Genomic DNA, 24,583 nt, shown 5'->3' on the forward strand with positions numbered 1-24,583 from the left:
CATGACCAGCGTTATCACCAACGAGGGCCAGTCCGAGCACAAGCGCCGGGTGCTGGCCAACAAGGGAGACGTCTTCGCCTCCTTCGACGTCGACGACTTCGACGTGCCCAAGGGCCGCGACGAGGAGTGGCGCTTCACGCCGCTGCGCCGCCTCAAGGGCCTCCACGACGGCACCGCCGGCGACCCGGTCGCCGCGACCGTCACCGTGGAGGGCGCCGACGCCGAGGGCATCACCGTCGAGTCCGTGGCCCGCGGCGACGAGCGCCTCGGCCGGGCCGGCACGCCCACCGACCGAGTCGCCGCGCAGGCGTTCTCGTCCTTCGACGAGGCCACCGTCGTCACCTTCGGCAAGGGCGTCGTCGCCGACGCCCCGGTCACCGTCACCGTCGACGGCCCGGGCGCGGACAAGGTCGCCTACGGCCACATCGTCATCGACGTCCGCGAGCAGGCCGAAGCCGTGGTCATCCTCGATCACCGGGGCACCGGCGCCTACGCCGACAACGTCGAGTTCATCGTCGGCGACGCCGCCCGCCTGGCCGTCGTCAGCCTGACGAACTGGGACGAGGGCGCCGTGCACCTGTCCGGGCACCACGCCTCGCTGGGCCGCGACTCCGTGCTGCGCCACTCGGTGGCCACGTTCGGCGGCGACGTCGTCCGCGTCGTGCCGCGCGTGAAGTTCACCGCCCCGGGCGGCGACGCCGAGCTGCTGGGCGTCTACTTCGCCGACGCCGGCCAGTACTTCGAGCAGCGTCTGCTCGTCGACCACGGCGTGCCCAACTGCCGCTCCAACGTCATGTACAAGGGCGCGCTGCAGGGCGAGCCGGGCTCCGGCAAGCCCGACGCCCGCACCGCCTGGGTGGGCGACGTGCTCATCCGCGCCGAGGCTACGGGCACGGACACCTACGAGCTCAACCGCAACCTTCTCCTCACCGAGGGCGCCCGCGCCGACGCGGTGCCCAACCTGGAGATCGAAACCGGCGAGATCGCCGGCGCCGGCCACGCCGCCACGGTGGGCCGTTTCGACGATGACCAGCTGTTCTACCTGCTGTCGCGGGGCATCCCGGAGGACGTGGCGCGCCGCCTCGTGGTCCGCGGATTCTTCAACGAGGTCATCAACCTGATTCCGGTGGAGTCGATCCGCGAGCGACTGACCTCGCTCATCGACCACGAACTCGAAATCGGCGGTTTTTAGCCGCCGGGGGCTCCCCGGAAGCCACCAACCACGAACGCGAACAGCGATCACGACGACACGAAAAGGACAGCCCATCCAATGAGCACCCTGGAAATCCGCAATCTCCACGCGCAGGTTCTGCCGAACGACGAGGCCGGCGAGCCGAAGCAGATCCTGAAGGGCGTGGACCTGACCATCAAGTCGGGCGAGACCCACGCCGTCATGGGCCCGAACGGCTCCGGCAAGTCGACCCTGAGCTACACCATCGCGGGCCACCCGCGCTACGAGGTCACCGAGGGGGAGATCCTCCTGGACGGAGAGAACGTCCTGGAGATGAGCGTCGACGAGCGCGCCCGCGCCGGCCTGTTCCTGGCCATGCAGTACCCGACCGAGGTCACCGGCGTGTCCATGTCGAACTTCCTGCGCACCGCCGCCACCGCCGTGCGCGGCGAGGCCCCGAAGCTGCGTCACTGGGTCAAGGAGGTCCGCGAGGCGATGACGGACCTGGAGATCGACCCGTCGTTCTCGGAGCGCTCCGTCAACGAGGGCTTCTCGGGCGGCGAGAAGAAGCGCCACGAGATCCTGCAGCTGGACCTGCTGAAGCCGAAGTTCGCCGTCCTCGACGAGACCGACTCCGGCCTGGACGTCGACGCCCTGCGCGTGGTGTCCGACGGCATCAACCGCTACCAGGACGAAAACGACGGTGGCATCCTCATCATCACCCACTACAAGCGCATCCTGAACTACGTGCGTCCGGACTACGTGCACGTCTTCGCCGACGGCCGCATCGTGCAGTCCGGTGGCCCGGAGCTGGCCGACGAACTGGAGGAGCACGGCTACGAGCGGTTCGTCAATGCTTGATCGGTCATTGCGCGGCGATTTCCCGATCCTGTCGCGCACGGTGCGCGAAGGGCGCCGTCTGGTGTACCTGGATTCCGGTGCGACGTCGCAGCGCCCGCGCCAGGTCATCGAGGCCGAGGTCGACTTCATCACCAAGCGCAACGCGCCCGTGCACCGCGGCGCGTACCAGCTGGCGGAGGAGGCCACCGACGCCTACGAGGATGCGCGTGAGGCGATCGCGTCGTTCATCGGCGCCGGCTACGACGAGTTGGTGTTCACCAAGAACGCCACGGAGGCGTTGAATCTCGTCGCGTTTTCGCTTGGCGACGAGCGCGCGGGCGTCCACCGCGTCGGCGAGGGCGACGTCATCGTCGTCACGGAGCTGGAGCACCACGCGAACCTCGTGCCGTGGCAGGAGCTGGCGCGGCGCACGGGCGCCACGTTGAAGTGGTACGGGGTGACGCCGGACGGTCGGATCGACCTCGATTCCCTCGAGCTCGACGACTCCGTCAAGGTCGTGGCCTTCACCCACCAGTCGAACGTGACTGGTGCGGTGGCCGACGTCGCCGAGATCGTCCGCCGCGCCAAGGCGGTCGGCGCCCTCACCGTGCTCGACGCGTGCCAGTCGGTGCCGCACATGCCCATCGACGTCACGGAGCTCGGCGTGGATTTCCTCGCCTTCTCCGGCCACAAGATGCTCGGCCCCACCGGGGTCGGCGCCCTGTGGGGCCGTCCCGAGCTGCTCGAGGCGCTGCCGCCGTTCTTGACCGGCGGGTCGATGATCGAGGTCGTGACCATGGAGGACACGACTTTCGCGGCGCCGCCACAGCGGTTCGAGGCCGGCACGATGATGACCAGCCAGGTCGTCGGTCTCGGTGCGGCGGTGAAGTACCTGTCGAACATCGGCATGGACGCCGTCGCCGCCCACGAGCACGAGTTGACGGCCGCCGCGTTGGAGGCGCTGAAGTCGATCGACGGCGTCACCATCATCGGTCCGGAGTCCGCCGAGGACCGCGGTGCGGCGATCTCGTTCCAGGTCGACGGCATCCACCCGCATGATCTGGGCCAGGTCCTCGACGACCGCGGCGTGTGCATCCGCGTGGGGCATCATTGCGCATGGCCGGTGCACCGGGCCATGGGCGTGCAGTCCACCGCACGCGCATCGTTCTACCTGTACAACACCTTGGATGAAGTCGACGCCCTCGCCGACGCCATCCGCGACGCGAAGACGTTCTTCGGCGCCTGATCGCCGAAGAATGACGCGCCGCACAGCACGAAGGGCCGGGCGCCGCTCGGCCGCAAAGGAAAGGAACCGGGAGTGAAGCTGGAGTCGATGTACCAGGAAGTGATCCTGGACCACTACAAGCACCCCCAGCACAGCGGTCTGCGCGACCCGTTCGACGCCGAAGTCCATCACGTCAACCCGTCGTGCGGCGACGAGCTGACCCTGCGCGTCCGACTTTCCGACGACGGAACCACCGTCGACGACGTGTCCTACGACGCCGCCGGCTGCTCGATTTCCCAGGCCTCGACGTCGGTCATGGCCGAGGAAATCATCGGCAGGCCCGTCGAGGAGGCCATGGCGAAACTCGCCGAGTTCGAGCGCATGATCACCTCTCGCGGCAGGGAAGAGGGCGACGAGGATCTCATCGGGGACGGCATCGCCTTCTCCGGCGTGTCCAAGTACCCCGCCCGCGTCAAGTGCGCCCTGCTGGGCTGGAAGGCGTTCCAGGCGGCCACCGCCGACGCCCTGTCCGACGAGGGCTCCGACGGCACCGGATCCGACAACACCGGAGACAAGGAAGTGAACCCATGACCGAGCCGAACACCACCGGCACCCCGGAGAACCCTGAGGCGCCCGCCACCGGCGACAGCCCCGCACCGGGCCTGGACGGCGGCACCTACGAGGTCCCGCCGCGTCCCGAGCAGACCCCCGAGCAGGAGAAGCTCGCCATCGAGGTCGAGGACCGCATGTACGACGTCGTCGACCCGGAACTCGGCGTCAACGTCGTCGACCTGGGCCTGGTCTACGACATCTGGATCGAGGGCGACTCGAAGGCCGTCATCAACATGACGTTGACGTCGCCGGCCTGCCCGCTGACCGACATGCTCTACGACCAGGCCGAGGCGCTCGTCCTGGATCATCCGCAGGTCACCGAGATGCAGCTCAACTGGGTGTGGTCCCCGCCGTGGGGGCCGCACATGATCACCGAGGACGGCCGCGAGCAGATGCGCGCCCTCGGGTTCTCGGTGTAACCGCCGAACCCGCGCCGGGGCGGTTGCCCCGGACCATCGGTGAACACCCCGAATGATTCGACCCACCCGTGTACCGCGGGTGGGTCGAAGCATTCGGGGTCTTCGCGCGTGCGTCAGTCGCGCGACAGGTCGGCGGTTTCCGGAGTGACCGCCTCCGAACCGGTGACGCGCTTGTGGATGTACCACAGGGCCAGGAACACCGGGATACCCAGGTAGGGCGAGAGGATGGCGAACAGGTCCTCGCCGGTGGTGATGGGCCCGTAGGCCTGGCCGAGCACGACGCCGAAGCACATGACCAGGGCGACGACCGCGCCGGCGGGGAAGAACGGCGCCTTGTAGGGCAGCGCCGACAGCGGCACTCCCTGGGCCTTGAGGGCCTTGCGGAAGTGGTAGTGGCTGTAGGAGATGCCGATCCACGTCAGGAACCCGGCGAGCGCGGACAGGGTCAGCAGGAAGGTGTAGGCGGCGCCGTCGCCGACGATGGACGTCAGGAAGCCGAACATGCCGATCGAGGCGGTGGCCACCAGCGCCCGCATGGGCACGTCGTGGTCGGACAGCTTGCCGAAGAACCGCGGCGCCTGGCCCATGCGCGCCAGCGAGTACAGCATGCGGGTGGAGGCGTAGAGGCCGGAGTTGCCGGCGGAGAGCACCGAGGTGAGGATGACGGCGTTCATCAGGCCTGCGGCGATGGCGATGCCGGCGCGGTCGAAAACGAGGGTGAACGGCGACACGGCGATGTTGTCCTCGGCCGAGTTGAGCAGGTTCGGGTCGGTGTAGGGGATGAGGAAGCCGATGACGGCGATGGCGCCGATGTAGAACAGCAGGATGCGCCAGAAGATGGTGCGGATCGCCTTGGGGATGGTCTTCTCCGGGTCTTCGGCCTCGCCCGCCGCGACGCCGACGAGTTCGGTGCCCTGAAAGGAGTATCCGGCGACGATGAACACCGCGAGGATGCCCATGCCGCCGCCGACGAAGGGCGCTTCGCCGGTGGTCCAGTTCTCCACGCCGGGGGAGGTGCCGCCCATGATGCCGAGGATCATGGCGACGCCGATAATGAGGAAGACGATGACGGTGATGACCTTGATCGCCGCGAACCAGAACTCGCCTTCGCCGAAAGCGCGGGCGGACAGTGCGTTGAGCAGGAACAGCAGCAGCAGGAAGCCGGCGGACCAGACGATGGCGGGTACGTCGGGGAACCAGTAGCGCATGACCAGGGCGGCGGCGACGAGTTCGGCGGCGACGGTGATGGCCCAGTTGAACCAGTAGTTCCAGCCGAGGGCGAAGCCGAAGCTGGGGGAGACGTAGCGGGTGCCGTATTCCTGGAAGGAGCCCGCGACCGGCAGGTAGGCGGCCATTTCGCCGAGGGATTGCATGACCAGCCAGACCATGAATCCGATGAGGGCGTAGGCCACGAGGGCGCCACCCGGCCCGGCTTCGGAGATGGTGGCGCCGGAGGCGACGAAGAGGCCGGTGCCGATGGCGCCGCCGATGGCGATCATGTTCAGGTGTCTGGCGCGCAGGCTGCGCTGCAGCCGTCCACTGGAGCCCAGGGGCCCCTTGGCGTCGAGGGAAGCGGTCATTACCCGATCATATGCCCCGGGTCGTGCCGCTCCGGCGCTTTGGGTTGGCTTTGCGACGGTGTCCCGGGTTGCGGGGTGGCGTGCCGGGTCAGGGCTCTGCCACGGGTTTGCCGTCGGCGAAGGTGAGCAGGAGCTTCGCCAGCATGGCGGGCGAGCGGCGGGCGAGGGGGATGAGCAGCCGCGCCATGACCGCGAGGGTTCTCGGGGCGGAGGTGCCGGTGAGGTATTCGCGGATGGCGGCGTCGGGCAGGGTGAAGAAGGCGTCGAAGAATTGCCTGGTCCGGACATCGTCGAAGGCGAGGAGGACGTGGAGACCGCGTCTGCGCAGCCAGGCCAGGGGGCGTCCGCCGGGCGGTGAGGCGTCGGAGCGGGACCCGACGCGGTCGAGGAACCGGTCGACGTCGGAGAGGACGGCGCCGACGGAATAACCGGTCGCGGGGTGCATCCACCCGCCCATCGCGCCGAAATGCCCGTAGCCGGGGACGCCGTCGCCGCCGAAGGGGCGGGTCAGGAAACTCAGGTCGAGGACCGATCCGCCGCGCCCCAGGGGGATGAACGTGAGCCGGTTGGCCAGGGCGACGCGGGGTCGGTTGTCGGGCAGTCGCCAGGGACCGAGCGGAAAATCGACGATTTCCACGGCGATCGCGGCGGCCGGATCGATGCCGAGGTCCGCCACGCGGGCGGCCTGGCGGCGGCGCACGTGCCGGTGGAGTTCCGCGCTGCGCGGATCCCCGGGGTCGGATGAGGCGCGGGCGGCGAGGATCGTCTCCTCGATCAGCCACGTTCCGTCGCCCAGCGGCAGCCGGTAGGAAAAGGTGGCGGGCGCCCCGGTCGAGGCGTCGTCGGCCAGTTCGTCGGCCATTTCGTCGCCGGCGCCGCCGGGTACCCGGAAGTCCATCAGCACCGGCACGCGGTGACGCTCCGGGATGTCCTCCTCGCGGAACACGTGTCCGCGGGCGATCTGCCGGGCGTCCAACACCGCGCTGAACGGGGTCGCCCCGATGGCGTCGATGAACACGTCGGGGGCGGTCCACTCGTCGAAGTCGCCGTCGGGGCCGTTGGGGTCGACGAAATCGGCGGGGACGTCATCATCGTCGGCGTCGTAGTACTCGTGGTGCACCGTCGCACCCGGCCCCTCGGCAGGATCGGGACGCAGCAGCTCCCGGGCGCGCACCAACGCCGAGGTGACCCGTTCCCCGATTCGAGCGAACCGGGCGACGGCACCGCCGGCGGCGTGACCGTCGCCAGCGCCTTCTTCGTCATCACCCGTCCAGGTAAACCGCCAGGTCGAACCACCGTTGCCCGGTTCCTCCCGGACCGCGAAACCGCCGAGTCCCGACAACACGGCCGTGTCCAACACCACGTAATCGTCGTCAAGCAACCGCCGCCGACCCCCGGACGTGATCACCGTCGGCCGGAACCGCGACGCGACGGCGTCGTCGGGCAACCAGTCGGGCAACTGATGCGCCCACGCGCCGACCGTCGTCGGCATCGACCCGCCGGCGGGATCGAGGGCGACGACGTCCCACCCGCGGGCCGCCGCCCGGTGCGCCGCGATGCGACCGGCCGGCCCCGCACCGAGGACCACCACCCGGAAAGGCTCGTTCATGCGTCCACCATAACGCCCCCGCCGAGCCCGCCGCGGCTGATGCCGATTCGCGGCATAGCGGCTGGTAGGGTGGCGCGACGTGATCGTCACCCATGACCTCGAAGTCCGCGTCGGAGCCCGCACCCTCCTGGATGCCCCGGGCGAGATGCTGCGCGTCCAACCGGGCGACCGCATCGGCCTCGTCGGCCGCAACGGCGCCGGCAAGACCACCACGATGCGCATTCTCGCGGGCGAAGGCGAACCCTACGGCGGCAAGGTCACCCGCACCGGCGACATCGGCTACCTGCCGCAGGACAGCCGCGAAGGCAACATCGAGCAGACCGCCCGCGACCGCGTGCTGTCCGCCCGCGGGCTGGACTCCATCCGCCGCAACATGGAGCGCCAGCAGGAAATCATGGAGACCACCGACAACGACGGCAAGCGCGACGCCGCGATCCGGAAGTACTCGCGGCTGGAGGAGCGCTACCACGACCTCGGCGGCTACGAGGCCGATGCCGAAGCCGCCCGCATCTGCGACGCGCTGGGACTGGAGGAACGCATCCTCGACCAGCAGCTCAAGACCCTGTCCGGTGGCCAGCGCCGCCGCGTCGAACTGGCGCAGATCCTCTTCGCCGCCTCCGCCGGCGCCGGCAAGTCCGAGACGACCCTGCTCCTCGACGAGCCGACCAACCACCTCGACGCCGACTCCATCACCTGGCTGCGCGGCTTCCTGTCCAAGCACGAGGGCGGCCTGATCATGATCAGCCACGACGTCGAACTGCTCGACGACGTGTGCAACAAGGTCTGGTTCCTCGACGCCGTGCGCGCCGAGGCCGACGTGTACAACATGGGCTGGTCCAAGTACCTCGACGCCCGCGCCACCGACGAGGCCCGCCGCCGCCGCGAGCGCGCCAACGCGGAAAAGAAGGCCTCCCAGCTGCGCAAGCAGGCCGACAAGCTCGGCGCGAAGGCCACCAAGGCCCGCGCCGCCAAGCAGATGGTCGCCCGCGCGGAGCGGATGATGGGCAACCTCGACGAGGTCCGCGTCGCCGACAAGGTCGCCCACATTTCCTTCCCGGAGCCCGCGGCCTGCGGCAAGACCCCCATGCACGCCAAGGGCCTGACCAAGATGTACGGCTCGCTGGAGGTGTTCGCCGGCGTCGACCTGGCCATCGACAAGGGCTCCCGCGTGGTCGTCCTCGGTTTCAACGGCGCGGGCAAGACGACCCTGCTCAAGCTGTTGGCGGGGGTGGAGCGCACCGACGGCGAGGGCGGCATCGTCACCGGCCACGGACTGAAGGTGGGTTACTTCGCCCAGGAGCACGACACCATCGACCCGGACAAGTCCGTGTGGCAGAACACCGTCGACGCGTGTCCCGACGTCGACGAGCAGGAGTTGCGCGGCCTGCTCGGCGCGTTCATGTTCTCCGGCGAGCAGCTCGATCAGCCGGCGGGCACGCTGTCCGGCGGCGAGAAGACGCGCCTGGCGTTGGCGGCCCTGGTGTCCTCCCGTGCCAACGTCCTGCTTCTCGACGAGCCGACCAACAACCTCGACCCGCAGTCCCGCGAACAGGTGCTGGACGCCCTGCGCACCTACTCCGGCGCGGTCGTCCTGGTCACCCACGATCCGGGTGCCGTCGAGGCGTTGGAGCCCGAGCGGGTCATCGTGTTGCCCGACGGCACCGAGGATCTGTGGAACGACGACTACATGGAGATCGTCGAACTCGCCTGACCGGACGACGGGGCGTCTACGCCTCGTCGGTCATGCCCAGCGCCTCCAGGAGGGGTGCGGCGGACCGTTGCTTGACGTCCTCGTAGCCGCGCACCACATCGGCGAGGGAGGCCAGGGCGGTGGCGTCGGCGAGCAGCTTCTGCTTTGCGACGTCGTCGGTCTCCGCGGTCATCGCCCCGGCGAGCTCGAGCAACCTGGCGCGGTAGGCGTCGCGCAGATCGCGCTCGAACCTGCGGGCGGCGGTGCGCCCGAAGGGATCGAGCGCGGTGCCGCGCAGGCGCTTGGCCTTGGTCAGGGCCCGCAGGGCGGGGCGGGCCATCTTGCCCATCCTGATCTTGCGGTCCCAGCCCAGCGCGCGCAGGACGGGCGGGTGCAGCAGGAACTTCACGTCGGCGGTGTCGCCGTATTCGGCGGCGACGTCGTCGAGGAACCCGGTGTCCAGGGCGAGGCGGGCGACTTCGTACTCGTCCTTGTAGGCGGAGAGCTTGTGCAGGCCGAAGGAGGCGGCGCGCAGCAGGGCGGTGCTACGCGGGGCGACGGCGCGTTCGGCGCGGGCGAGCGTCGACAGGTCGGCGAGGTAGCTCCGGGAGTCGGAGTCGTCTCCCCACTCCCGCAATTCGGCGACCCGCAGGGCGATGGATTCGCGCAGGTCGGTCGGCAGTTCGACCGGCAGGCCGCCGTCGATCCGGGTGCCCAGCGCCTCGTCGACGGCGCGTCGGGCCCAGGCGGGAACCGCGGGCAAGGCCGTGGCGGAGGTGCGTCCGGTGGTCGCATCGGCGCCCTGCGGGCTGGACTTCGCCAGCGTCGCGGCGATGGCCTCGGGGGCGGCGATGAGCTGGCGGCCGCGGCGGAACGCCTGGATGTTGGCGTCGACGGCGATGCCGTTGGCGCGCAGCGCGTTCTCCACCGCCGCCGGCGAAATCGGCAGTGCACCGCCCTGGACGGCGGCGCCGAGCAGGAGGGTGGTCTGGACGGTCGCGTCGCCGAAGAGTCCGCGGGCGACGGCGGCGGCGTCGGTGGTGATGGCGCGGGCGGCGTTGCGGCCGATGGCGCCGGCCAGGGCCACCCCGTCGGGGCGTTCGGCGCGAACGTCGGTGCACATCACGCCGGTCGGGCTCGACGTCGACGACACCACCGCGATGGTGCGCGTCGCGTCGATGACGCCGAGGTTGGCGGGATCGGCCGTCGTCAGCCCGTCGAGGGCGAGCAGCAGGTCGGCGGAGCCGGCGGGCACCAGCCCCGACTGTTCCAGGGCGCCGTCGGTGATGCGCACGTCGGAGACCACCGCACCGCCCTTCTGGGCCAAACCGGTCATGTCGACGCCTCGGACGTGGCGGCCGTCTTCGCGCGCCGCAGCGGCGATGACGGCGGCGAGCATGACCACGCCGGTGCCGCCGACGCCGGTGACGCGGACGTTCCAGCCGCGGCCGGCACCCAGGTGCACGGCCGGGGGATCGGGCAGGTCGGCGTCGTCAAGCACCGGGGCCGGGGCACCCGCGACCGCCGCAGCCTCGGAGCGCGCGTCCGGGTCGACGTCGACCTCGGTGAACGCGGGGCAGTCGCCCTGGATGCAGGAGTAATCGAGGTTGCAGGTCGTCTGATCGATGCGGGTCTTGCGCCCGAACTCCGTGTCGACGGGCTGGACCGACAGGCAACCGGACTTCTCGCCGCAGTCGCCGCAGCCCTCGCAGATGCGCTCGTTGATGACGATGCGCTTCGTCGGCGTCGGCGCCTTTCCGCGCTTGCGGGCCCGGCGCAGCTCGGTGGCGCAGGACTGGTCGTGGACCAGCACCGTCACACCGGACTCGGCGGCGAGTTCGCGCTGCACGTCGGCCAGGTCGGCCCGGTCGCGGATCTCCACCGCACGACCGCCGACGCGGGTGCGCAGGCCACCGCCGAGCTCCTTGCGGGTGCGTGCGACGTCGTCGGTGGTCACGACGATGCGGCCGACGCCCTCGGCGCGCAGCAGGTCGAGGATCCCCGACAGCGGCATCTGGCCGACCGGATCCTGGCCGCCGGTCATGGCGACGGTGCCGTTGTGCAGCAGTTTCAGCGTCACGTCGACGCCGGAGGCCACCAAAGCCCGCACCGCCAGCGACCCGGAGTGGAAGAACGTGCCGTCGCCGAGATTCTGCACCAGGTGGCGCTCCCGGACGAAGGGGCTCATGCCGATCCAGTGCGCGCCCTCGCCGCCCATCTGCGTGGTGCCGGTGACGTCGCCGACGCGGGCTTCGTCCATGAGCAGCACCATCGCGTGGCAGCCGATGCCGGCGCCGACGAGGCTGTCGCCGGTCACGCGGGTCGACGCGTTGTGCGGGCAGCCCGAGCAGAAGTGGGGGGTGCGGGCCGGCACGGACAGGGGCAGTGCTTTACGACGGATCGGCGCGGGCGCCGGAGCGTCGTGGTCGATGCCGAGGCGGCGCAGGGCCGGAGACAGCGCGTTGGCGATGTCGCGCGCCGGTTCGAGGCGGGGGCGATGGTCGGAGTCGTAGAGCACCGCCTGCACCGATTCGAGCAGGAAGGTCCCCTTGTCCTCGACGACGATGATTTCGTCGAGCCCGTCGGCGAAGTCGCAGATCTGCTCGGGGTCCAGCGGCCACGTCATGCCCAGGCGCAGCACGCGCACGCCATCCGGGGAGCCGAGGTTGCGCAGGGTCTCCTCGACGGCCAGGGCCGACGCGCCGGCGCAGACGATGCCCAGCCGATCGGCGGCACCTTCGTGGAGGACGCGGTTGAGGCCGCGGTCGCGGGCGTAGGCCAGCGCGCGATCCAACCGGACGCCGACGCGGGAGGCCTCCAATTCGTGGAGGGTGGCACCGAGGGTGCGGGCGTTCGGGGTGTGCCCGTCGGTCGGCGGGGCCGGGGCGACGGGCGGGCCGTCGAGGGTGACGGTGGAGGAGCCGTCGGCGACCGCGGCGGTGACGCGCAGCGACGTCCACAGCCCGGACTCGCGGGACATCCACGCGGCGTGGATGCCGAGCTTGACCACCTCGGCGGAGTCGGCCGGCACGAGCACCGGCATGCCCATGTCCGCCAGCAGGCGCTCCGACGACGACGGGACCGTCGAGGACTTGGCGAAGGGGTCGTCGCCGACGATGGCGACCGCACCGCCGGTGGGCGAGGTGCCCGCCAGGTTGGCGTGGCGCAGGGCGTCGACGGACCGGTCGAGGCCCGGGGCCTTGCCGTACCAGTAGCCGACCACGCCGTCGACGCCGTCGCGCAACGTGCCCGCCCCGGCCGCGAGTTGGGAGCCCTGCACCGACGTGGCGCCGAGTTCCTCGTTGACCGCCGGCAGGTGCACGACGTCGAGGGGCTCCAGCAGGTCCTTGCGGCGGGCCAACTCGAGGTCGTAGCCGCCCAGCGGGGAGCCCTCGTAGCCGGAGATGAACGACGCGGTGTTCAGACCCCGGGCCCGGTCCGCCAGCGCGCGGTCGCGCACGGTGCGCACCAGCGCCTGGATGCCGGTCAGGTGCACGGTGCCGGTGTCGGCGGTGAGCCGCTCGCCGACGAGGTCGCTCGGGGCGCCGGACCGCTCGGGGGTGCGCTCGGCGGTGCGTTCGGCCGGCTGAGCCGGGGCGGGCGCGCCGTGTCGGCCGCCGTTCGGGTCGGCGTTCGGGTCGCCGGGACGGAACGGGGGAGGGAGCATCGTGGTCATGGGGATCACCTGTCGTCCTTCGCCCGCGTGGGTGGCGCGGGGTCGTCGTGCCCGCCGCGTGATGCCGGGGCGGGAGGGAACACCACTGGGGTTCGTGGTGCACATCACGCTAGGGTGTGACTCACGACATAGTCACGGGTGTCCACGTAAATCGGTACCAGGTGGGCAACCGGCGCATGAATGCCCGCTCAAACCAGAGCACTTGGCCCACTTTTTCCGCAATTGAACCGATATGCGGACATAAGGTCTCGACAACGAAAGGTCTTTTCCATGTCTGCGCGCACCAAGCCCCTGGACAAGCTCGACGTCGATCTGCTGCGCCTCGTCGTCACCGAACCCCGTGCGGGCGTGCGCGAATACGCCCGACGACTCGGAGTGGCGCGGGGGACCGCCCAGTCGCGGTTGGACAAGCTCATCGACGCCGGCGTCATCCCCGACTTCGCCCCGGCGCTCGACCCCGCGGAACTGGGATACCCGCTCAACGCCGACGTGCACCTCACCCTGCGTCAAGCGGACCTCGACGGCGTCGTCGCCCGCATCGCGGAGATCCCGTTCATCCTCCGAGCCGATTCCGTCGCGGGCACCGAAGACCTCGCCTGCCGCATCGCCGCCCGCGACCACGCGCACCTGGAGGAGATCTTCTCGTCGATCATCGCCATCGACGGGGTGGAGCGGATGCGGTCGGAAATCGTGCTGCGCCGCCGCATCCCGCACCGCATCCTGCCGCTGCTCGCCGATCTGCGCCGACGGGTGTGACCCGAGAACTCAGCCCCGGTGGCCGGAATGCAGCCGCGTGAAGTTGCGCAGCACCTGGGCCGAACGGGCGACGTCGAAACGCCGCGCATCCGCTACCGCGCGTACGCTTCCGCCCGGCTGGTAGTAGCCCTGGTCGGCGTAGATGCGCAGGCGCTGCTCGAACGTGTCGGCGTCGAGCTCCGGGTGGAACTGCGTGGCGTAGGCGTTGGGGCCCAGCCGGAACATCTGCACCGGGCACGCGACGCCGGTGGCCAGCAGCGTCGCCCCGGCCGGCAGTTCCTCGATGGCCTCCTTGTGCCCGACCATCGCGTGGAAACGCTCCGGCAACCCCGCCAGCACCGGGTCTTCGGCACCGTCGGCGGTGACGGAGATTTCGACGACGGCGGCCTCCTCGCCGTGCTTGCGCGACACCCGACCACGCCCGACGGTGCCCAACAGGCCGACGCCGTAGCATGCGCCGAAGAAGGGAAACCCGGTCTCGAGCACTTCGGCGAGGTGATCGGCGAACCACGCCTCCACCTCGAGCTGCACCGCCGACTTCGACTCATCGGACGCGTTGTACGGTCCACCGCCGACGATCACGCCGGCGTACCGCGACATGTCCAGCGCACGCGGCCGCTGTCGCTCCAGGCGGATCTGGTGCAGCATCGCCGGCGCCAGACCGGCGGCGCGGGCGAACGACAGCTGCTCGGCATGGGCGGCGGCGTCTTCCGAACGCGTCGACAACAGCAGGAAGGGCTTCGCGGCGGGGGAATCGGACATGATCCCAGATTATCGCCCTGACCGGGCCAAACAGTAATCGATGAACTCGTGGAGGATCTGCTCGGCCGGGCCGAGGTCCGTGGCCCGCACGATGCCCGAGATCACCTCGACCTCCTCCGGCTTGAAGTACCCGGCGTCCATGTAGAACCCCATGCGGCGGATGATGCCCTCGGCGTCCATCTCCGGGTGGAACTGGGTCACCCACGTCGAATCGTTGGCGCGGTAGGCCTGCACGGGGCACGTCGGGCCGGTGGCCAGCAGCACCGCCCCCTCCGGCAACTCCGCCACCGACTCCTTGTGGCCGGTCAGGCCCGTGAAAGTCTTCGCCAGCTTGCCGACGATCGGATCATCGGCCGCGGCGGCCGTCAGGTTCACTTCGCTGACGCCCACACGCTCGGGGTGCGAACGATCGACGCGGCCACCGCCTGCGAACGCCGCGAAACTGTTGCCGTAACACAGCATCAGCGTCGGAATGGGGGAGACCAGCAACTCGTAGAGCTGGTCGTGGACGTGCTTCTGGAGCTCGCAGTGCACCAGATCCGTCACGTTGAAGGGACTGCCGCCGACGAACACCCCGTCGAAGTCCGACAGGTCGGGCAGCACGTCAGCAGTCGACGTGATCGGGTGATGCACCAACCGATCCTTCGGCAGCCCGGTGCCCCGAAGAAAGTCGTCGTACTCCGCCACGGCCACATCATCACCGTCGCGCAGCGCCACCAACAGGAAGCGCCCATTTTCTCCCGCAGCGTTCATGAGTAGACAGCTTAGTTCAGTCTCGTTTGCGGAGGTTAATCGGGGCCCCGAGGCCGTTTCCGGCACCCCGGCGACGTCGTCAAGCACGCCCCCGGACACGCGAAAGCCCGCCCCCGCACGACGCGGGGACGGGCAACGCACGTAGAACCGAAGAGCGAAGCGCCCTACGACCGGGCTACCGCGGCCGGCGGACCGACTCCTCGATCAAATCGAGGGCCTCATCCATACCCTCGGTCGACCGGCCCGTGGCCACCCGCGCGATGATGCCGTCGAGCATGAGCTCCAACAGCAGCCGCAGGGCCTCGGGGGAATAATCGTCGCGCAGCGACCCGGACTTCGCGCTGTCCGCCAACCTCGACTGCAGCGCACCATCCAGATGCTCCTGATGGGCCAACCACTGACGCCGAAACTCGGCGTCCGTGCGCAACCGCCCGACGATCTCCAACCGGGTGCCCAACCACTTGTGCTGATCCGGATGCGCGACCACGTCACGCATCACCTCGACCAACCCGGAACTGGCGGTCACCTCGGCCATCCGGTCGGCATCCTCCTCCGCCAAAGCGAGGAAAAGGCCTTCCTTGGAACCGAAATGGTGGAAAATCGCGCCCCGGGACTTGCCCGTGGCGGCCTCCAACCGGGAAACGGTCGCCCCGTCATAACCGAACTTCGCGAAACACTCGCGCGCGCCCTCGAGGATTTCACTCCTACGCGACGCACGGGCCTCGTCACTGACTCTCGGCATCGGGGCCACCTGCAATCCTCTCCGACCAAACACCGGGGCCGGGCCGGACGGCGAACCGACCGGCCCGGCCCCGGTGCCCGATCACGGCGGGTCGCCCCTCCATGAAGGAGGGGAGCGGACTAGCCGTTGATCATGTTGCGGAGCACGAACTGCAGAATGCCGCCGTGGCGGTAGTACTCCGCCTCACCGGGGGTGTCGATGCGGACGACCGCGTCGAACTCGACGGCCTCGCCGCCCTCCTTGGTGGCGACGACCTTGACGGTCTTCGGCGTGGTGCCCTCGTTGAGCTCCTCGATGCCGGTGATGTCGAAGGTCTCCGTGCCGTCCAGGCCCAGCGACTTCCAGGACTCGCCCTCCGGGAACTGCAGCGGGATGACGCCCATGCCGATGAGGTTCGAGCGGTGGATGCGCTCGAAGGACTCGGCGATGACGGCCTTCACGCCCAGCAGCAGGGTGCCCTTGGCGGCCCAGTCACGCGAGGAACCGGTGCCGTACTCCTTGCCGCCCATGACCACCAGCGGGGTGCCGGCGGCCTTGTAGTTCTGCGCGGCGTCGTAGATGAACGACTGCGGGCCACCCTCCTGGGTGAAGTCGCGGGTGTAGCCGCCGGTCACGCCGTCGAGCAGCTGGTTCTGCAGACGGATGTTGGCGAAGGTGCCGCGGACCATGACCTCGTGGTTGCCGCGACGGGCGCCCAGCGAGTTGTAGTCCTTGCGCTCGACGCCCATGGAGTCGAGGTACTGCGCCGCCGGGGTGCCCGGCTTGATGGAGGACGCGGGGGAGATGTGGTCGGTGGTGACCGAGTCGCCCAGCGCCGCCAGGACGCGCGCGCCCTTGACGTCGGACACCGGCTGCGGCTCCATCTCCATGTCGTCGAAGTACGGCGCCTTGCGGATGTAGGAGGACTTGTCGTCCCACGCGAAGGTCTTGCCCTCGGGGGTCGGCAGGTTCTGCCAACGCGAGTCGCCGGCGAAGACGTCCTTGTAGTCCTCGTCGTACAGCTCGGAGGTGATGCACTCCTCGATGACGGACTCGATCTCCTCGGTGGAGGGCCAGATGTCCTTCAGGAAGACGTCGTTGCCGTCCTGATCCTTGCCCAGGGACTCGGTCTCGAAGTCGAAGTCCATGGTGCCGGCGATCGCGTAGGCGATGACCAGGATCGGGGACGCCAGGTAGTTCATCTTGACGTCCGGGTTGATGCGACCCTCGAAGTTGCGGTTACCCGACAGGACCGCGGTGGCGGCCAGGTCGGCCTCGTTGATCGCGTCGGAGATCTCCTGCGGCAGCGGGCCGGAGTTGCCGATGCAGGTGGTGCAGCCGTAGCCGACGAGGTAGAAGCCCATGGCCTCCAGGGCCGGCCACAGGCCCGCCTTCTCGTAGTAGCCGGTGACGACCTGCGAGCCCGGGGCCATCGAGGTCTTGACCCACGGAGCCGCCTTCAGGCCCTTGTCCGCGGCGTTGCGCGCAAGCAGGGCCGCGCCGACCATCACGGACGGGTTCGAGGTGTTGGTGCAGGAGGTGATCGAGGCGATGGAGACCATGCCGTGGTCGAGCACCATCTCCTTGCCGTTGTAGTTGACCTTGATCGGGTTGGACGGGCGGCCCGCCGCACCCAGGGCCAGGTTCGGCACGTTGGCGTCGTCGGAGAAGGACAGCTCGGCGCCGCCCTTGCCGGAGTTGCCGCCCTCGGCGACGTAGTCCTGCACGGACTCGTTGCCGGAGCCGTTGGTGTAGTTGTGCAGGTCCTTGCGGAACTGCTCCTTGGCGGAGGACAGCTCGATGCGGTCCTGCGGGCGCTTCGGGCCGGCGATCGACGGGACGACCGTCGACAGGTCCAGCTCGAGGTACTCGGAGTACTCGGCCTCCGGGGTGTTCTCGTCCAGCCACATGCCCTGGGCCTTGGCGTAGGCCTCGACGAGGGCGACGGACTCCTCGGAGCGGCCGGTCAGGCGCAGGTACTTGGTGGTCTCGTCGTCGATCGGGAAGATGGCCGCGGTGGAGCCGAACTCCGGGGACATGTTGCCGATGGTGGCGCGGTTGGCCAGCGGCAGCTTGGACACGCCGGCGCCGTAGAACTCGACGAACTTGCCGACGACGCCATGCTGGCGGAGCATGTCGGTGATCGTCAGGACGACGTCGGTCGCGGTGACGCCGGCCGGGGTGTCGCCGGTCAGCTTGAAGCCGACGACGCGCGGGATCAGCATGGAGATCGGCTGGCCCAGCATGGCGGCCTCGGCCTCGATGCCGCCGACGCCCCAGCCCAGGATGCCCAGGCCGTTCTGCATGGTGGTGTGGGAGTCGGTGCCGACGCAGGTGTCCGGGTAGGCCAGGCCGTTGTTGTCGAAGACGGTGCGGGCCAGGTACTCGATGTTGACCTGGTGGACGATGCCGGTTCCCGGGGGAACGACGCGGAAGTTCGAGAAGGCGCCGGTGCCCCAACGCAGGAAGCGGTAGCGCTCGTCGTTGCGCTGGTACTCGATCTCGACGTTCTTCTCGAGAGCGTCGGCGTTGCCGAAGGCCTCGATGATGACGGAGTGGTCGATGACCATCTCGGCCGGGTTGAGCGGGTTGACCTTGTCCGGGTCGCCGCCGAGGGTCTTCACGGCCTCGCGCATGGTGGCCAGGTCGACGACGCAGGCGACGCCGGTGAAGTCCTGCATGATCACGCGGGCCGGGGTGAACTGGATCTCGATGGACGGCTCAGCCGACGCATCCCAGTTCGCGACCGCGTTGATGTGCTCCTCGGTGATGTTCGCGCCGTCCTCGTTGCGCAGCAGGTTCTCGCCGAGAACCTTGAGGGCGTAAGGCAGCTTCTCCATGCCCGGCACGGCGTCGAGGCGGAAGTAGTCGTAGGACTTCCCGCCGACCTCGAGGGTGCTCTTGGCGTTGAAGGAGTTCTTGCTTTCAGTCACAGTCTGCTCCAAATCTTTGCTCGGTTGGGGCGCGCCTTCAGGCCCTGCACACGAGATGGGCCCTGGTGGCACTTGGCGCGAACGCGTCGCGAGGGGCACCTTCGGCGCATGTGGATCATGCGGTGCTCCGCGGTCCGGCTCGACCTCCCCCAAGAATAACAGTACGGGCGTTCTGTTGCACTCATCCGGACACGGCGCGCCGGGGCGCGCTACCCGACATCACCCCCGCGGGACGGCATGATGGTGGGGCACGAGGGGGACAAGGACGACCGGGAGAAGGCGACGCGACAATGAGCGAGGGCACATCGATGTACCTGGAGAACCTCGACGCGAAGACGGTGTCGGAGGCGTTGCAGCACGATCCGATCGTCACCGCGAACGAGGATCTGGAGGCCGCGCTGCGCCCCATCGTCGATTCCGCGCCGGCCCGCGGCATCGAGGACCTCAAGGTCGTCATCGTCGACAAGGACCCGATGGGCACCACCGATCTGCGCAACTTCGCCAACGAGGTCGTGGCCGAGGATGGCGGCACCGTCATCGTCCGTGCGCCGTTTTCGGTGTCGGCCGCCTCGGACGAGATTCCGCAGGCGGCGCTCGAGCAGGCCGGCTTCGCGATGATGGAGGATTACCCCGAGCGGTATCCGCAGGGCTTCGACGCGTTCATCGACATCGCGGGGGACTGGACGGTGCCGTGGGTCAACTACAGTCTCGCCGTCGGCGGGGGGATCGTCGTGGTGTTCGCCGCGCTCATCGCGTTCTGGTGGATCCGCTCGCATCGGGGCAACCGGGGCTGACCGGGGACGGCCGACACCGCGCGGGCCGACCGGACCGAACGGGACGGCCGACGCCGAGGAACGCCGCCGCAGCGGCATAACGATTCGATAAACGCATTGACGAATAGTTAAATTGACGAATAGTTAATGCGATATACCCATGCTTACCCACAGGCAAGAATCAAGTCACTTGGCTTGACCGGCGACAAGGTCAGGTACTTGCTTTGCGACGATTTCGCGTACCGACACGCGGCCCCGACCGCAATTTGTGACGAATATCACACTATTCGAACACATTGTGGAATTCGCAGACCATCACCCATAACGAAACGGTCACGAACAGCGGGACGCACGTTTCGCCTGTGACTCGTGTGCTCTTGGGGAACCTTGTGTCGTAGCGTGCTCATTGTTACCCCGGGTGCGCCTGTCGCTTCCCGGGGCACGCACCACCGGGTGCGACGCCGACAGCCGTCGGCAATCGATTCGGGCAATGGGGAAGTTGCCGTACGAGTCGAACGCCCCCGGTTCATTTCGCACAGCAAGGAGTCTCAGGTGGCAGTTATCCGGACGAACCGGACCCGCCGCGGGTGGGCCCGCCCCATTGCCGGAGCCATGATCGTCGGCCTGATGGCCACGCACGTCCCCACGGCCTCGGCGCAGCCGACCGGGGGTGACTCGCATGCGGAGTCGACCGCCGACGGCGTCCTGCAGAGCCTCGTCCGCGAGGTGACGGAACGCGAACGCACCGTCTCCGATCTCGAGCTGAAGATGGGCTCGCTGCGCGAGGACGTCAACCGCGCCAACGTGGACCTCGGCAACGCCCGCCGCGAGGCTCGCCGTGCGGGCGACGCGGCGGACGAGGCCAAGCGCACCCTCGGCGGGACGCGCGACGACCTCCGCGCCGCCCAGGGCACCTTCGACGACATGGCCCGCGCCGCGATGCGCCAGGGCTACTCGCTGCCGTCCGCGCTGGGCGGAGCGTCCGACGCCGCCGAGGTCCTCGACCGTTCCTCGACGCTGCGCCGCGAGGCCGACAAGCAGGGCCTCGTGGTCGACGAGCTCGACCGCGCCCGCACCGAGGCGGCCAACGCCGACTCCACCCTCCGGGAGATGCGTCGCAAGGCGGAGGAGGCCTCCACCGAGGCCGAGCGACTCCACGGCGAGGCCGAACGCGCCTTCAAGGAAGCCGAGCGCCTGCTCAACGACGAACGCATCAAGCATGCCGCCGCCGTCATCCAGCGCGACGCCGCCCGCGCCGCCCTCGACGCCGCCCGCATCGCCCTGGACGCCTACAACCGTTCCGGCGGTTCCAGCGACGGCCGTTCCGAAGACGAGGTCGTCCGCGAAGCCGCCGACGACGCCCGCGACGAGGTCACCGCCAACGGCGGCGCGACCGAGTCCGACGCGGCAGCCGACGCCGGCGACGCCCCGACCGTCACCCCGCGCCCGTCGCAGACCGACGAATCCGCCGCGGACACGGCCAACGGTTCGAGCGGCTCGGGCGACTCCGGCACCTCGGGCGAGTCCGGCACCTCCGGCACCTCGGGCACGGGCACCGACGATGACGAAGCCGGCACCTCCGACTCGGACGCCGACGCGTCGGAAAGCGACGCCGAAACCACCACGACCCCCGGCACCACGGACGGCACCGGAACCAACGGCACGGCGGTGCAGACCGCCACGCCCGCCAACCCGGAATCGCCGTCGCCGACCGCCGGAGACCGGTCCGCGAAGATCGAAACCGTCATCTCGCGCGCGATGTCGCAGATCGGCGTGCCCTACGCCTGGGGCGGCGGCAACGCCAACGGCCCCACCAAGGGCATCCGCGACGGCGGCGTCGCCGACGCCCACGGCGACTACAACAAGGTCGGCTTCGACTGCTCGGGACTGACGCTCTACGCCTACGCCGGCATCGGCATCAACCTGCCGCACTACACCGGCTACCAGTACCAGCGCGGCACGCATTACCCCGCGTCCCAGATGGAGCGCGGCGACCTCATCTTCTACGGCCCCAACGGCCACGGCCACGTCGCCATCTACCTGGGCAACGGCCAGATGATCGAGGCCCCGCAGTCGGGCTCGCACGTCCGCGTCACCGCCGTGCGATACAACGGGATGACCCCGAACGTCGTGCGCCTCGTCTAATCTGCGGGGAGCACCCCACCCGACCCCACAGGAGAAGACGACGTGACCGACGCCCCGGAAACGAACGCCCCGGATCTGCGCAGGGTCCTCTCCGAGATGAGCCGCGTCGTCGTCGGCCAGCAGCACCTGTGCCGGCAGCTGGTCGTGGCCATGCTCTCCGGCGGCCACGTGCTGCTGGAGGGCGTGCCGGGCGTGGCCAAGACGCTGGCGGTGTCGACGTTCGCCACCGTCATCGGCGGCAGCTTCTCCCGCATCCAGTTCACCCCGGACCTGGTGCCCTCCGACATCGTGGGCACCCGCGTGTTCCGGCAGGACACCGGCGAGTTCATCACCGAGCCCGGCCCTGTGATGGCCAACGTCGTGCTGGCCGACGAGATCAACCGCGCGCCCGCGAAGGTGCAGTCGGCGCTGCTGGAGGTCATGGCGGAGCACCAGGTGTCCATCGCCGGCGTGTCGCGTCCGGTGCCGGAGCCGTTTTTGGTGCTGGCGACGCAGAACCCCATCGAAAACCAGGGCGTGTACCCGCTGCCGGAGGCGCAGCGCGACCGTTTCCTGTTCAAGGTCATCGTCGATTATCCGACGCCGGCGGAGGAACGCGAGATCGTCTACCGGATGGGGTCGACGCCGCCGACGGCCGGCCGCGTCCTCGATCCGGACACCGTCCGGGCGCTGCAGAAGAAGACCCGCGAGGTGTTCGTCCACCATTCGCTCATCGACTACGTGGTGGCGGTCATCGAGCTGACCCGCAATCCGTCGCGGGCGAACCTGGATGACGTGGGCCGGTGGCTGGCGTACGGCGCGTCGCCGCGTGCGACGTTGGGCGCGATCACCGCGGCCCGGGCGACGGCGCTGCTCAAGGGCCGCGATTACGTCACCCCGGCCGATGTGGTGGAGGTCCTGCCCGACGTGCTCCGCCACCGGCTGGTCCTGTCCTACGAGGGGCTTGCCGACGAGGTGACCCCGGAGGCCATCATCGACCGGGTGCTGGCGCGGGTGCGTCTGCCCGAGGTGGGCGCCGGGCAATGAGCGACACCCCGGCCATCGACCGCGACCTGGACCGGGTTCTGCGGCACCTCGAGTTGACGGTGACCCGCCGGCTCGACGGTCTGCTGCGCGGCACGTTCGCGTCGGCGGCGACGGGGCCGGGCACCGATCCCGATTCGGCCCGCGAGTACGTCATCGGCGACGACGTCCGCCTGATGGATTGGTCGGTCACCGCGCGCACGGGCGTCGCCCACGTGCGCGACCCCGAGGCCGAGCGCGAATTGGAATCGTGGATCGTCGCGGAGTCGTCGCCCCGCTTGACGACGGGGTCCGGCCCCACGACGAAACGCCACCTGCTGGCAGCGGCCACGGCGGCCGTGACGCTGTTGGCGGACAACCCGGGGGACCGCACGGCGCTGGTCGCCGACGGCACCCTGATTCCGCCCGGTCAGGGCCGCGCCCATGCGATGCGGCTGATCGCCCATGCGGCGCGGCACGTGGGCGGTTCCGGTCTGGCCGCGGACCTGGGCACGTTGCCCTCGCGGGCGCCGAGGGCCGGTTTGGTCACCGTCATCTCCGACTTCCTCGGGCCGGTGGACTGGGCCGATGCGTTGCGCGTGGTGGGCACCCGCACCGACGTCCTGGCCATTCGGCTCATCGACCCCGCCGACGAGTCGCTGCCCGGCGCCGGTCCCGTCCGCCTGTCCGACCCGACGACCGGGGAGATCCTCGACGTCGACATCGACGACGCGACGAGGAGACGCTACGAAACGGCGGCGCGGGAGCATTCCGAGCGGGTCACCGCCGCGCTGCGGTCGGCCCGCGCCCGCATCGTCGAGCTGCGCACCGACCGGGACTGGGTGCTCGACTTCGCCCGTCAGATGGCCCCGGGGCGGGGAGGTGCCCGATGACCGGCTCCTTCGCCCACCCGTGGTGGTTGCTCGCGCTGCTGGTGCCCATCGCGGCGGCCGCCGCCTACGTCGTCGTCGACAAGCGCAAGCGCCGGAGGTCCATCGCGTTCGGCAACTTCACCGTCGTCGCCGACGTGACCGGCCCCGGGCACCCCTGGCTGCGGCACGTGCCCGTCGCGGCGCTGCTGGCCGCGCTGGCGGTGTTGGCGATCGCGATGGCCGGACCAATGGCGGAGACGAAGGTGGCGCGCAACAGGGCGACGATCATGCTCGCCGTCGACGTGTCGCTCTCGATGTCCGCAACCGACGTCGAGCCGGACAGGTTGACCACGGCGAAGCAGGCGGGCCGCGAGTTCATCGAATCGCTGCCCGACGACCTCAACGTCGGGCTGGTCACCTTCGCCGGCCGCGCGCAGACCCCCGTCATGCCGACCACCGACCACGACACCGTCGCCCGCGCCCTCGACGGGGCCACCCTCGACAGCGCCACCGCCACCGGCGACGCCATCGCCGCTGCGCAATCGGCGATCCTCCAGTTCGGCGAACAGGTCCAGGGTCCGGAAGGACCCCCGCCCGCCGCGATCGTCCTGCTGTCCGACGGCAAACAGACCATCCCCGCCGAACTCGACGACCCCCGCGGCGCGTACACCGCCGCCGACGAGGCCGCGAAAATCGGACTGCCCATCCACACCATCTCCTTCGGCACCCGCGACGGCGTGGTCAACATCGACGGCCAGGTCCTGGAGGTGCCCAACGACGACGAATCCCTCATGGAAATCGCCCGCCGCACCGAAGGCGAGTTCCATTCCGCGGCGAGCCTCGACGAACTGCGCGACGTCTACGGCGCACTGACCGACGAAATCGGCTACGAACTGCGTCGCAGCGAGAAGCCGCGTCCGTGGATGGCGGCGTCCTTCGTGCTGCTGGTCATCTCCGCCGGCTCCTCGTTGGTTCTCGGCCGCCGCGTGCCCTGAGACGGGCGTCGCCAAGCCCCAACCCACTTAGGGTCCCCTTGTTCGACGG

The 24,583-nt window shown here is 69.6% G+C and carries 19 protein-coding genes; 12 read left to right on the top strand and 7 right to left on the bottom strand.

Annotated features, from left to right (window positions below):
• The first annotated feature begins 1 nt into the window (after nt 1).
• From sufD to CFREN_RS06980, 5 genes are all read left to right on the top strand, one after another.
• Nucleotides 2-1,192: a Fe-S cluster assembly protein SufD gene (sufD, locus tag CFREN_RS06960; protein ID WP_209652918.1), complete on the top strand. Its 1,191-nt coding sequence runs from the start codon at nt 2-4 to the stop codon at nt 1,190-1,192.
• Between the two features lie 78 nt (nt 1,193-1,270).
• Nucleotides 1,271-2,032 (top strand): Fe-S cluster assembly ATPase SufC, encoded by a 762-nt coding sequence (gene sufC, locus CFREN_RS06965; protein ID WP_209652916.1) that lies wholly within the window; start codon nt 1,271-1,273, stop codon nt 2,030-2,032.
• Nucleotides 2,025-3,257 (top strand): cysteine desulfurase, encoded by a 1,233-nt coding sequence (locus tag CFREN_RS06970; RefSeq protein WP_209652914.1) that lies wholly within the window; start codon nt 2,025-2,027, stop codon nt 3,255-3,257. The genes sufC and CFREN_RS06970 overlap by 8 nt, the downstream gene beginning before the upstream one ends.
• A gap of 72 nt (nt 3,258-3,329) precedes the next feature.
• Complete coding sequence (sufU, locus tag CFREN_RS06975; RefSeq protein WP_209652912.1) at nt 3,330-3,827, top strand: Fe-S cluster assembly sulfur transfer protein SufU; 498 nt, start codon at nt 3,330-3,332, stop codon at nt 3,825-3,827.
• On the top strand, nt 3,824-4,267 hold the full coding sequence (locus tag CFREN_RS06980; RefSeq protein ID WP_070522316.1) for a metal-sulfur cluster assembly factor: 444 nt from the start codon (nt 3,824-3,826) through the stop codon (nt 4,265-4,267). Before sufU ends, CFREN_RS06980 begins: the two co-directional genes overlap by 4 nt.
• A 113-nt stretch (nt 4,268-4,380) precedes the next feature.
• Here CFREN_RS06980 and CFREN_RS06985 read toward each other — a convergent pair whose 3' ends face one another.
• Both CFREN_RS06985 and CFREN_RS06990 read right to left on the bottom strand, forming a co-directional pair.
• Nucleotides 4,381-5,847 (bottom strand): amino acid permease, encoded by a 1,467-nt coding sequence (locus tag CFREN_RS06985; protein ID WP_070522313.1) that lies wholly within the window; start codon nt 5,845-5,847, stop codon nt 4,381-4,383.
• Between the two features lie 88 nt (nt 5,848-5,935).
• The gene (locus CFREN_RS06990; protein ID WP_209652910.1) at nt 5,936-7,456 is read right to left on the bottom strand and encodes a lycopene cyclase family protein; all 1,521 of its coding nucleotides are present in this window, start codon (nt 7,454-7,456) and stop codon (nt 5,936-5,938) included.
• Nucleotides 7,457-7,535: 79 nt separating this feature from the next.
• Here CFREN_RS06990 and CFREN_RS06995 point away from each other — a divergent pair, with 79 nt between their 5' ends.
• Nucleotides 7,536-9,167, top strand: a complete 1,632-nt coding sequence (locus CFREN_RS06995) for an ABC-F family ATP-binding cassette domain-containing protein (RefSeq protein WP_070522307.1) — start codon at nt 7,536-7,538, stop codon at nt 9,165-9,167.
• Nucleotides 9,168-9,183: 16 nt separating this feature from the next.
• Here the strand turns inward: CFREN_RS06995 and CFREN_RS07000 are convergent, their stop codons facing one another.
• Entirely contained in the window at nt 9,184-12,822 is a 3,639-nt protein-coding gene (locus tag CFREN_RS07000) for an indolepyruvate ferredoxin oxidoreductase family protein (protein ID WP_244979525.1), read from the bottom strand.
• A 270-nt stretch (nt 12,823-13,092) separates the two neighbouring features.
• Between CFREN_RS07000 and CFREN_RS07005 the strand changes: the two genes are divergently transcribed.
• Entirely contained in the window at nt 13,093-13,578 is a 486-nt protein-coding gene (locus tag CFREN_RS07005; RefSeq protein ID WP_209652908.1) for an Lrp/AsnC family transcriptional regulator, read from the top strand.
• 9 nt (nt 13,579-13,587) lie between these two features.
• On the opposite strand, the gene CFREN_RS07010 is transcribed toward CFREN_RS07005, so the two are convergent.
• The 4 genes from CFREN_RS07010 to acnA form a co-directional block, all read right to left on the bottom strand.
• Nucleotides 13,588-14,340 (bottom strand): glutamine amidotransferase, encoded by a 753-nt coding sequence (locus CFREN_RS07010; RefSeq protein ID WP_209652906.1) that lies wholly within the window; start codon nt 14,338-14,340, stop codon nt 13,588-13,590.
• 9 nt (nt 14,341-14,349) lie between these two features.
• Nucleotides 14,350-15,093 carry a glutamine amidotransferase gene (locus CFREN_RS07015; RefSeq protein WP_209652904.1) on the bottom strand — a complete coding sequence of 248 codons (744 nt, stop codon included), beginning with the start codon at nt 15,091-15,093 and terminating at the stop codon, nt 14,350-14,352.
• A 175-nt stretch (nt 15,094-15,268) separates the two neighbouring features.
• Nucleotides 15,269-15,835, bottom strand: coding sequence for a TetR/AcrR family transcriptional regulator (locus CFREN_RS07020; RefSeq protein ID WP_209652902.1), 567 nt, complete (start codon nt 15,833-15,835; stop codon nt 15,269-15,271).
• Nucleotides 15,836-15,954: 119 nt separating this feature from the next.
• Nucleotides 15,955-18,747 (bottom strand): aconitate hydratase AcnA, encoded by a 2,793-nt coding sequence (gene acnA, locus CFREN_RS07025; protein WP_209652899.1) that lies wholly within the window; start codon nt 18,745-18,747, stop codon nt 15,955-15,957.
• Between the two features lie 290 nt (nt 18,748-19,037).
• Here acnA and CFREN_RS07030 point away from each other — a divergent pair, with 290 nt between their 5' ends.
• The 5 genes from CFREN_RS07030 to CFREN_RS07050 all read left to right on the top strand — a co-directional run bounded on the left by CFREN_RS07030 (nt 19,038) and on the right by CFREN_RS07050 (nt 24,534).
• Nucleotides 19,038-19,541 carry an Rv1476 family membrane protein gene (locus CFREN_RS07030; protein WP_141743044.1) on the top strand — a complete coding sequence of 168 codons (504 nt, stop codon included), beginning with the start codon at nt 19,038-19,040 and terminating at the stop codon, nt 19,539-19,541.
• A gap of 531 nt (nt 19,542-20,072) precedes the next feature.
• Nucleotides 20,073-21,665: an NlpC/P60 family protein gene (locus tag CFREN_RS07035; RefSeq protein WP_246580199.1), complete on the top strand. Its 1,593-nt coding sequence runs from the start codon at nt 20,073-20,075 to the stop codon at nt 21,663-21,665.
• A 96-nt stretch (nt 21,666-21,761) separates the two neighbouring features.
• The gene (locus CFREN_RS07040) at nt 21,762-22,691 is read left to right on the top strand and encodes an AAA family ATPase (protein WP_052054018.1); all 930 of its coding nucleotides are present in this window, start codon (nt 21,762-21,764) and stop codon (nt 22,689-22,691) included.
• Complete coding sequence (locus CFREN_RS07045) at nt 22,688-23,560, top strand: DUF58 domain-containing protein (protein ID WP_209652897.1); 873 nt, start codon at nt 22,688-22,690, stop codon at nt 23,558-23,560. The genes CFREN_RS07040 and CFREN_RS07045 overlap by 4 nt, the downstream gene beginning before the upstream one ends.
• Complete coding sequence (locus CFREN_RS07050; protein ID WP_209652894.1) at nt 23,557-24,534, top strand: VWA domain-containing protein; 978 nt, start codon at nt 23,557-23,559, stop codon at nt 24,532-24,534. The genes CFREN_RS07045 and CFREN_RS07050 overlap by 4 nt, the downstream gene beginning before the upstream one ends.
• The last annotated feature ends 49 nt before the right edge of the window (nt 24,535-24,583 follow it).

This window comes from Corynebacterium freneyi (genome assembly GCF_030408835.1).
GTDB lineage: Bacteria > Actinomycetota > Actinomycetes > Mycobacteriales > Mycobacteriaceae > Corynebacterium > Corynebacterium freneyi.

Excerpts from the sequence above, each read along its gene's own strand:
- CFREN_RS06980 (WP_070522316.1), top strand. The coding sequence starts at position 3,824 with ATGACCGAGCCGAACACCACCGGCACCCCGGAGAACCCTGAGGCGCCC.
- CFREN_RS07045 (WP_209652897.1), top strand. The coding sequence starts at position 22,688 with ATGAGCGACACCCCGGCCATCGACCGCGACCTGGACCGGGTTCTGCGG.
- CFREN_RS07000 (WP_244979525.1), bottom strand. The coding sequence starts at position 12,822 with ATGACCACGATGCTCCCTCCCCCGTTCCGTCCCGGCGACCCGAACGCC.
- CFREN_RS07030 (WP_141743044.1), top strand. The coding sequence starts at position 19,038 with ATGAGCGAGGGCACATCGATGTACCTGGAGAACCTCGACGCGAAGACG.
- CFREN_RS07010 (WP_209652906.1), bottom strand. The coding sequence starts at position 14,340 with ATGTCCGATTCCCCCGCCGCGAAGCCCTTCCTGCTGTTGTCGACGCGT.
- CFREN_RS06990 (WP_209652910.1), bottom strand. The coding sequence starts at position 7,456 with ATGAACGAGCCTTTCCGGGTGGTGGTCCTCGGTGCGGGGCCGGCCGGT.
- CFREN_RS07015 (WP_209652904.1), bottom strand. The coding sequence starts at position 15,093 with ATGAACGCTGCGGGAGAAAATGGGCGCTTCCTGTTGGTGGCGCTGCGC.
- CFREN_RS07050 (WP_209652894.1), top strand. The coding sequence starts at position 23,557 with ATGACCGGCTCCTTCGCCCACCCGTGGTGGTTGCTCGCGCTGCTGGTG.
- sufD (WP_209652918.1), top strand. The coding sequence starts at position 2 with ATGACCAGCGTTATCACCAACGAGGGCCAGTCCGAGCACAAGCGCCGG.
- CFREN_RS07020 (WP_209652902.1), bottom strand. The coding sequence starts at position 15,835 with ATGCCGAGAGTCAGTGACGAGGCCCGTGCGTCGCGTAGGAGTGAAATC.
- CFREN_RS07040 (WP_052054018.1), top strand. The coding sequence starts at position 21,762 with ATGAGCCGCGTCGTCGTCGGCCAGCAGCACCTGTGCCGGCAGCTGGTC.
- CFREN_RS06970 (WP_209652914.1), top strand. The coding sequence starts at position 2,025 with ATGCTTGATCGGTCATTGCGCGGCGATTTCCCGATCCTGTCGCGCACG.
- sufC (WP_209652916.1), top strand. The coding sequence starts at position 1,271 with ATGAGCACCCTGGAAATCCGCAATCTCCACGCGCAGGTTCTGCCGAAC.
- CFREN_RS06985 (WP_070522313.1), bottom strand. The coding sequence starts at position 5,847 with ATGACCGCTTCCCTCGACGCCAAGGGGCCCCTGGGCTCCAGTGGACGG.
- CFREN_RS07005 (WP_209652908.1), top strand. The coding sequence starts at position 13,093 with ATGTCTGCGCGCACCAAGCCCCTGGACAAGCTCGACGTCGATCTGCTG.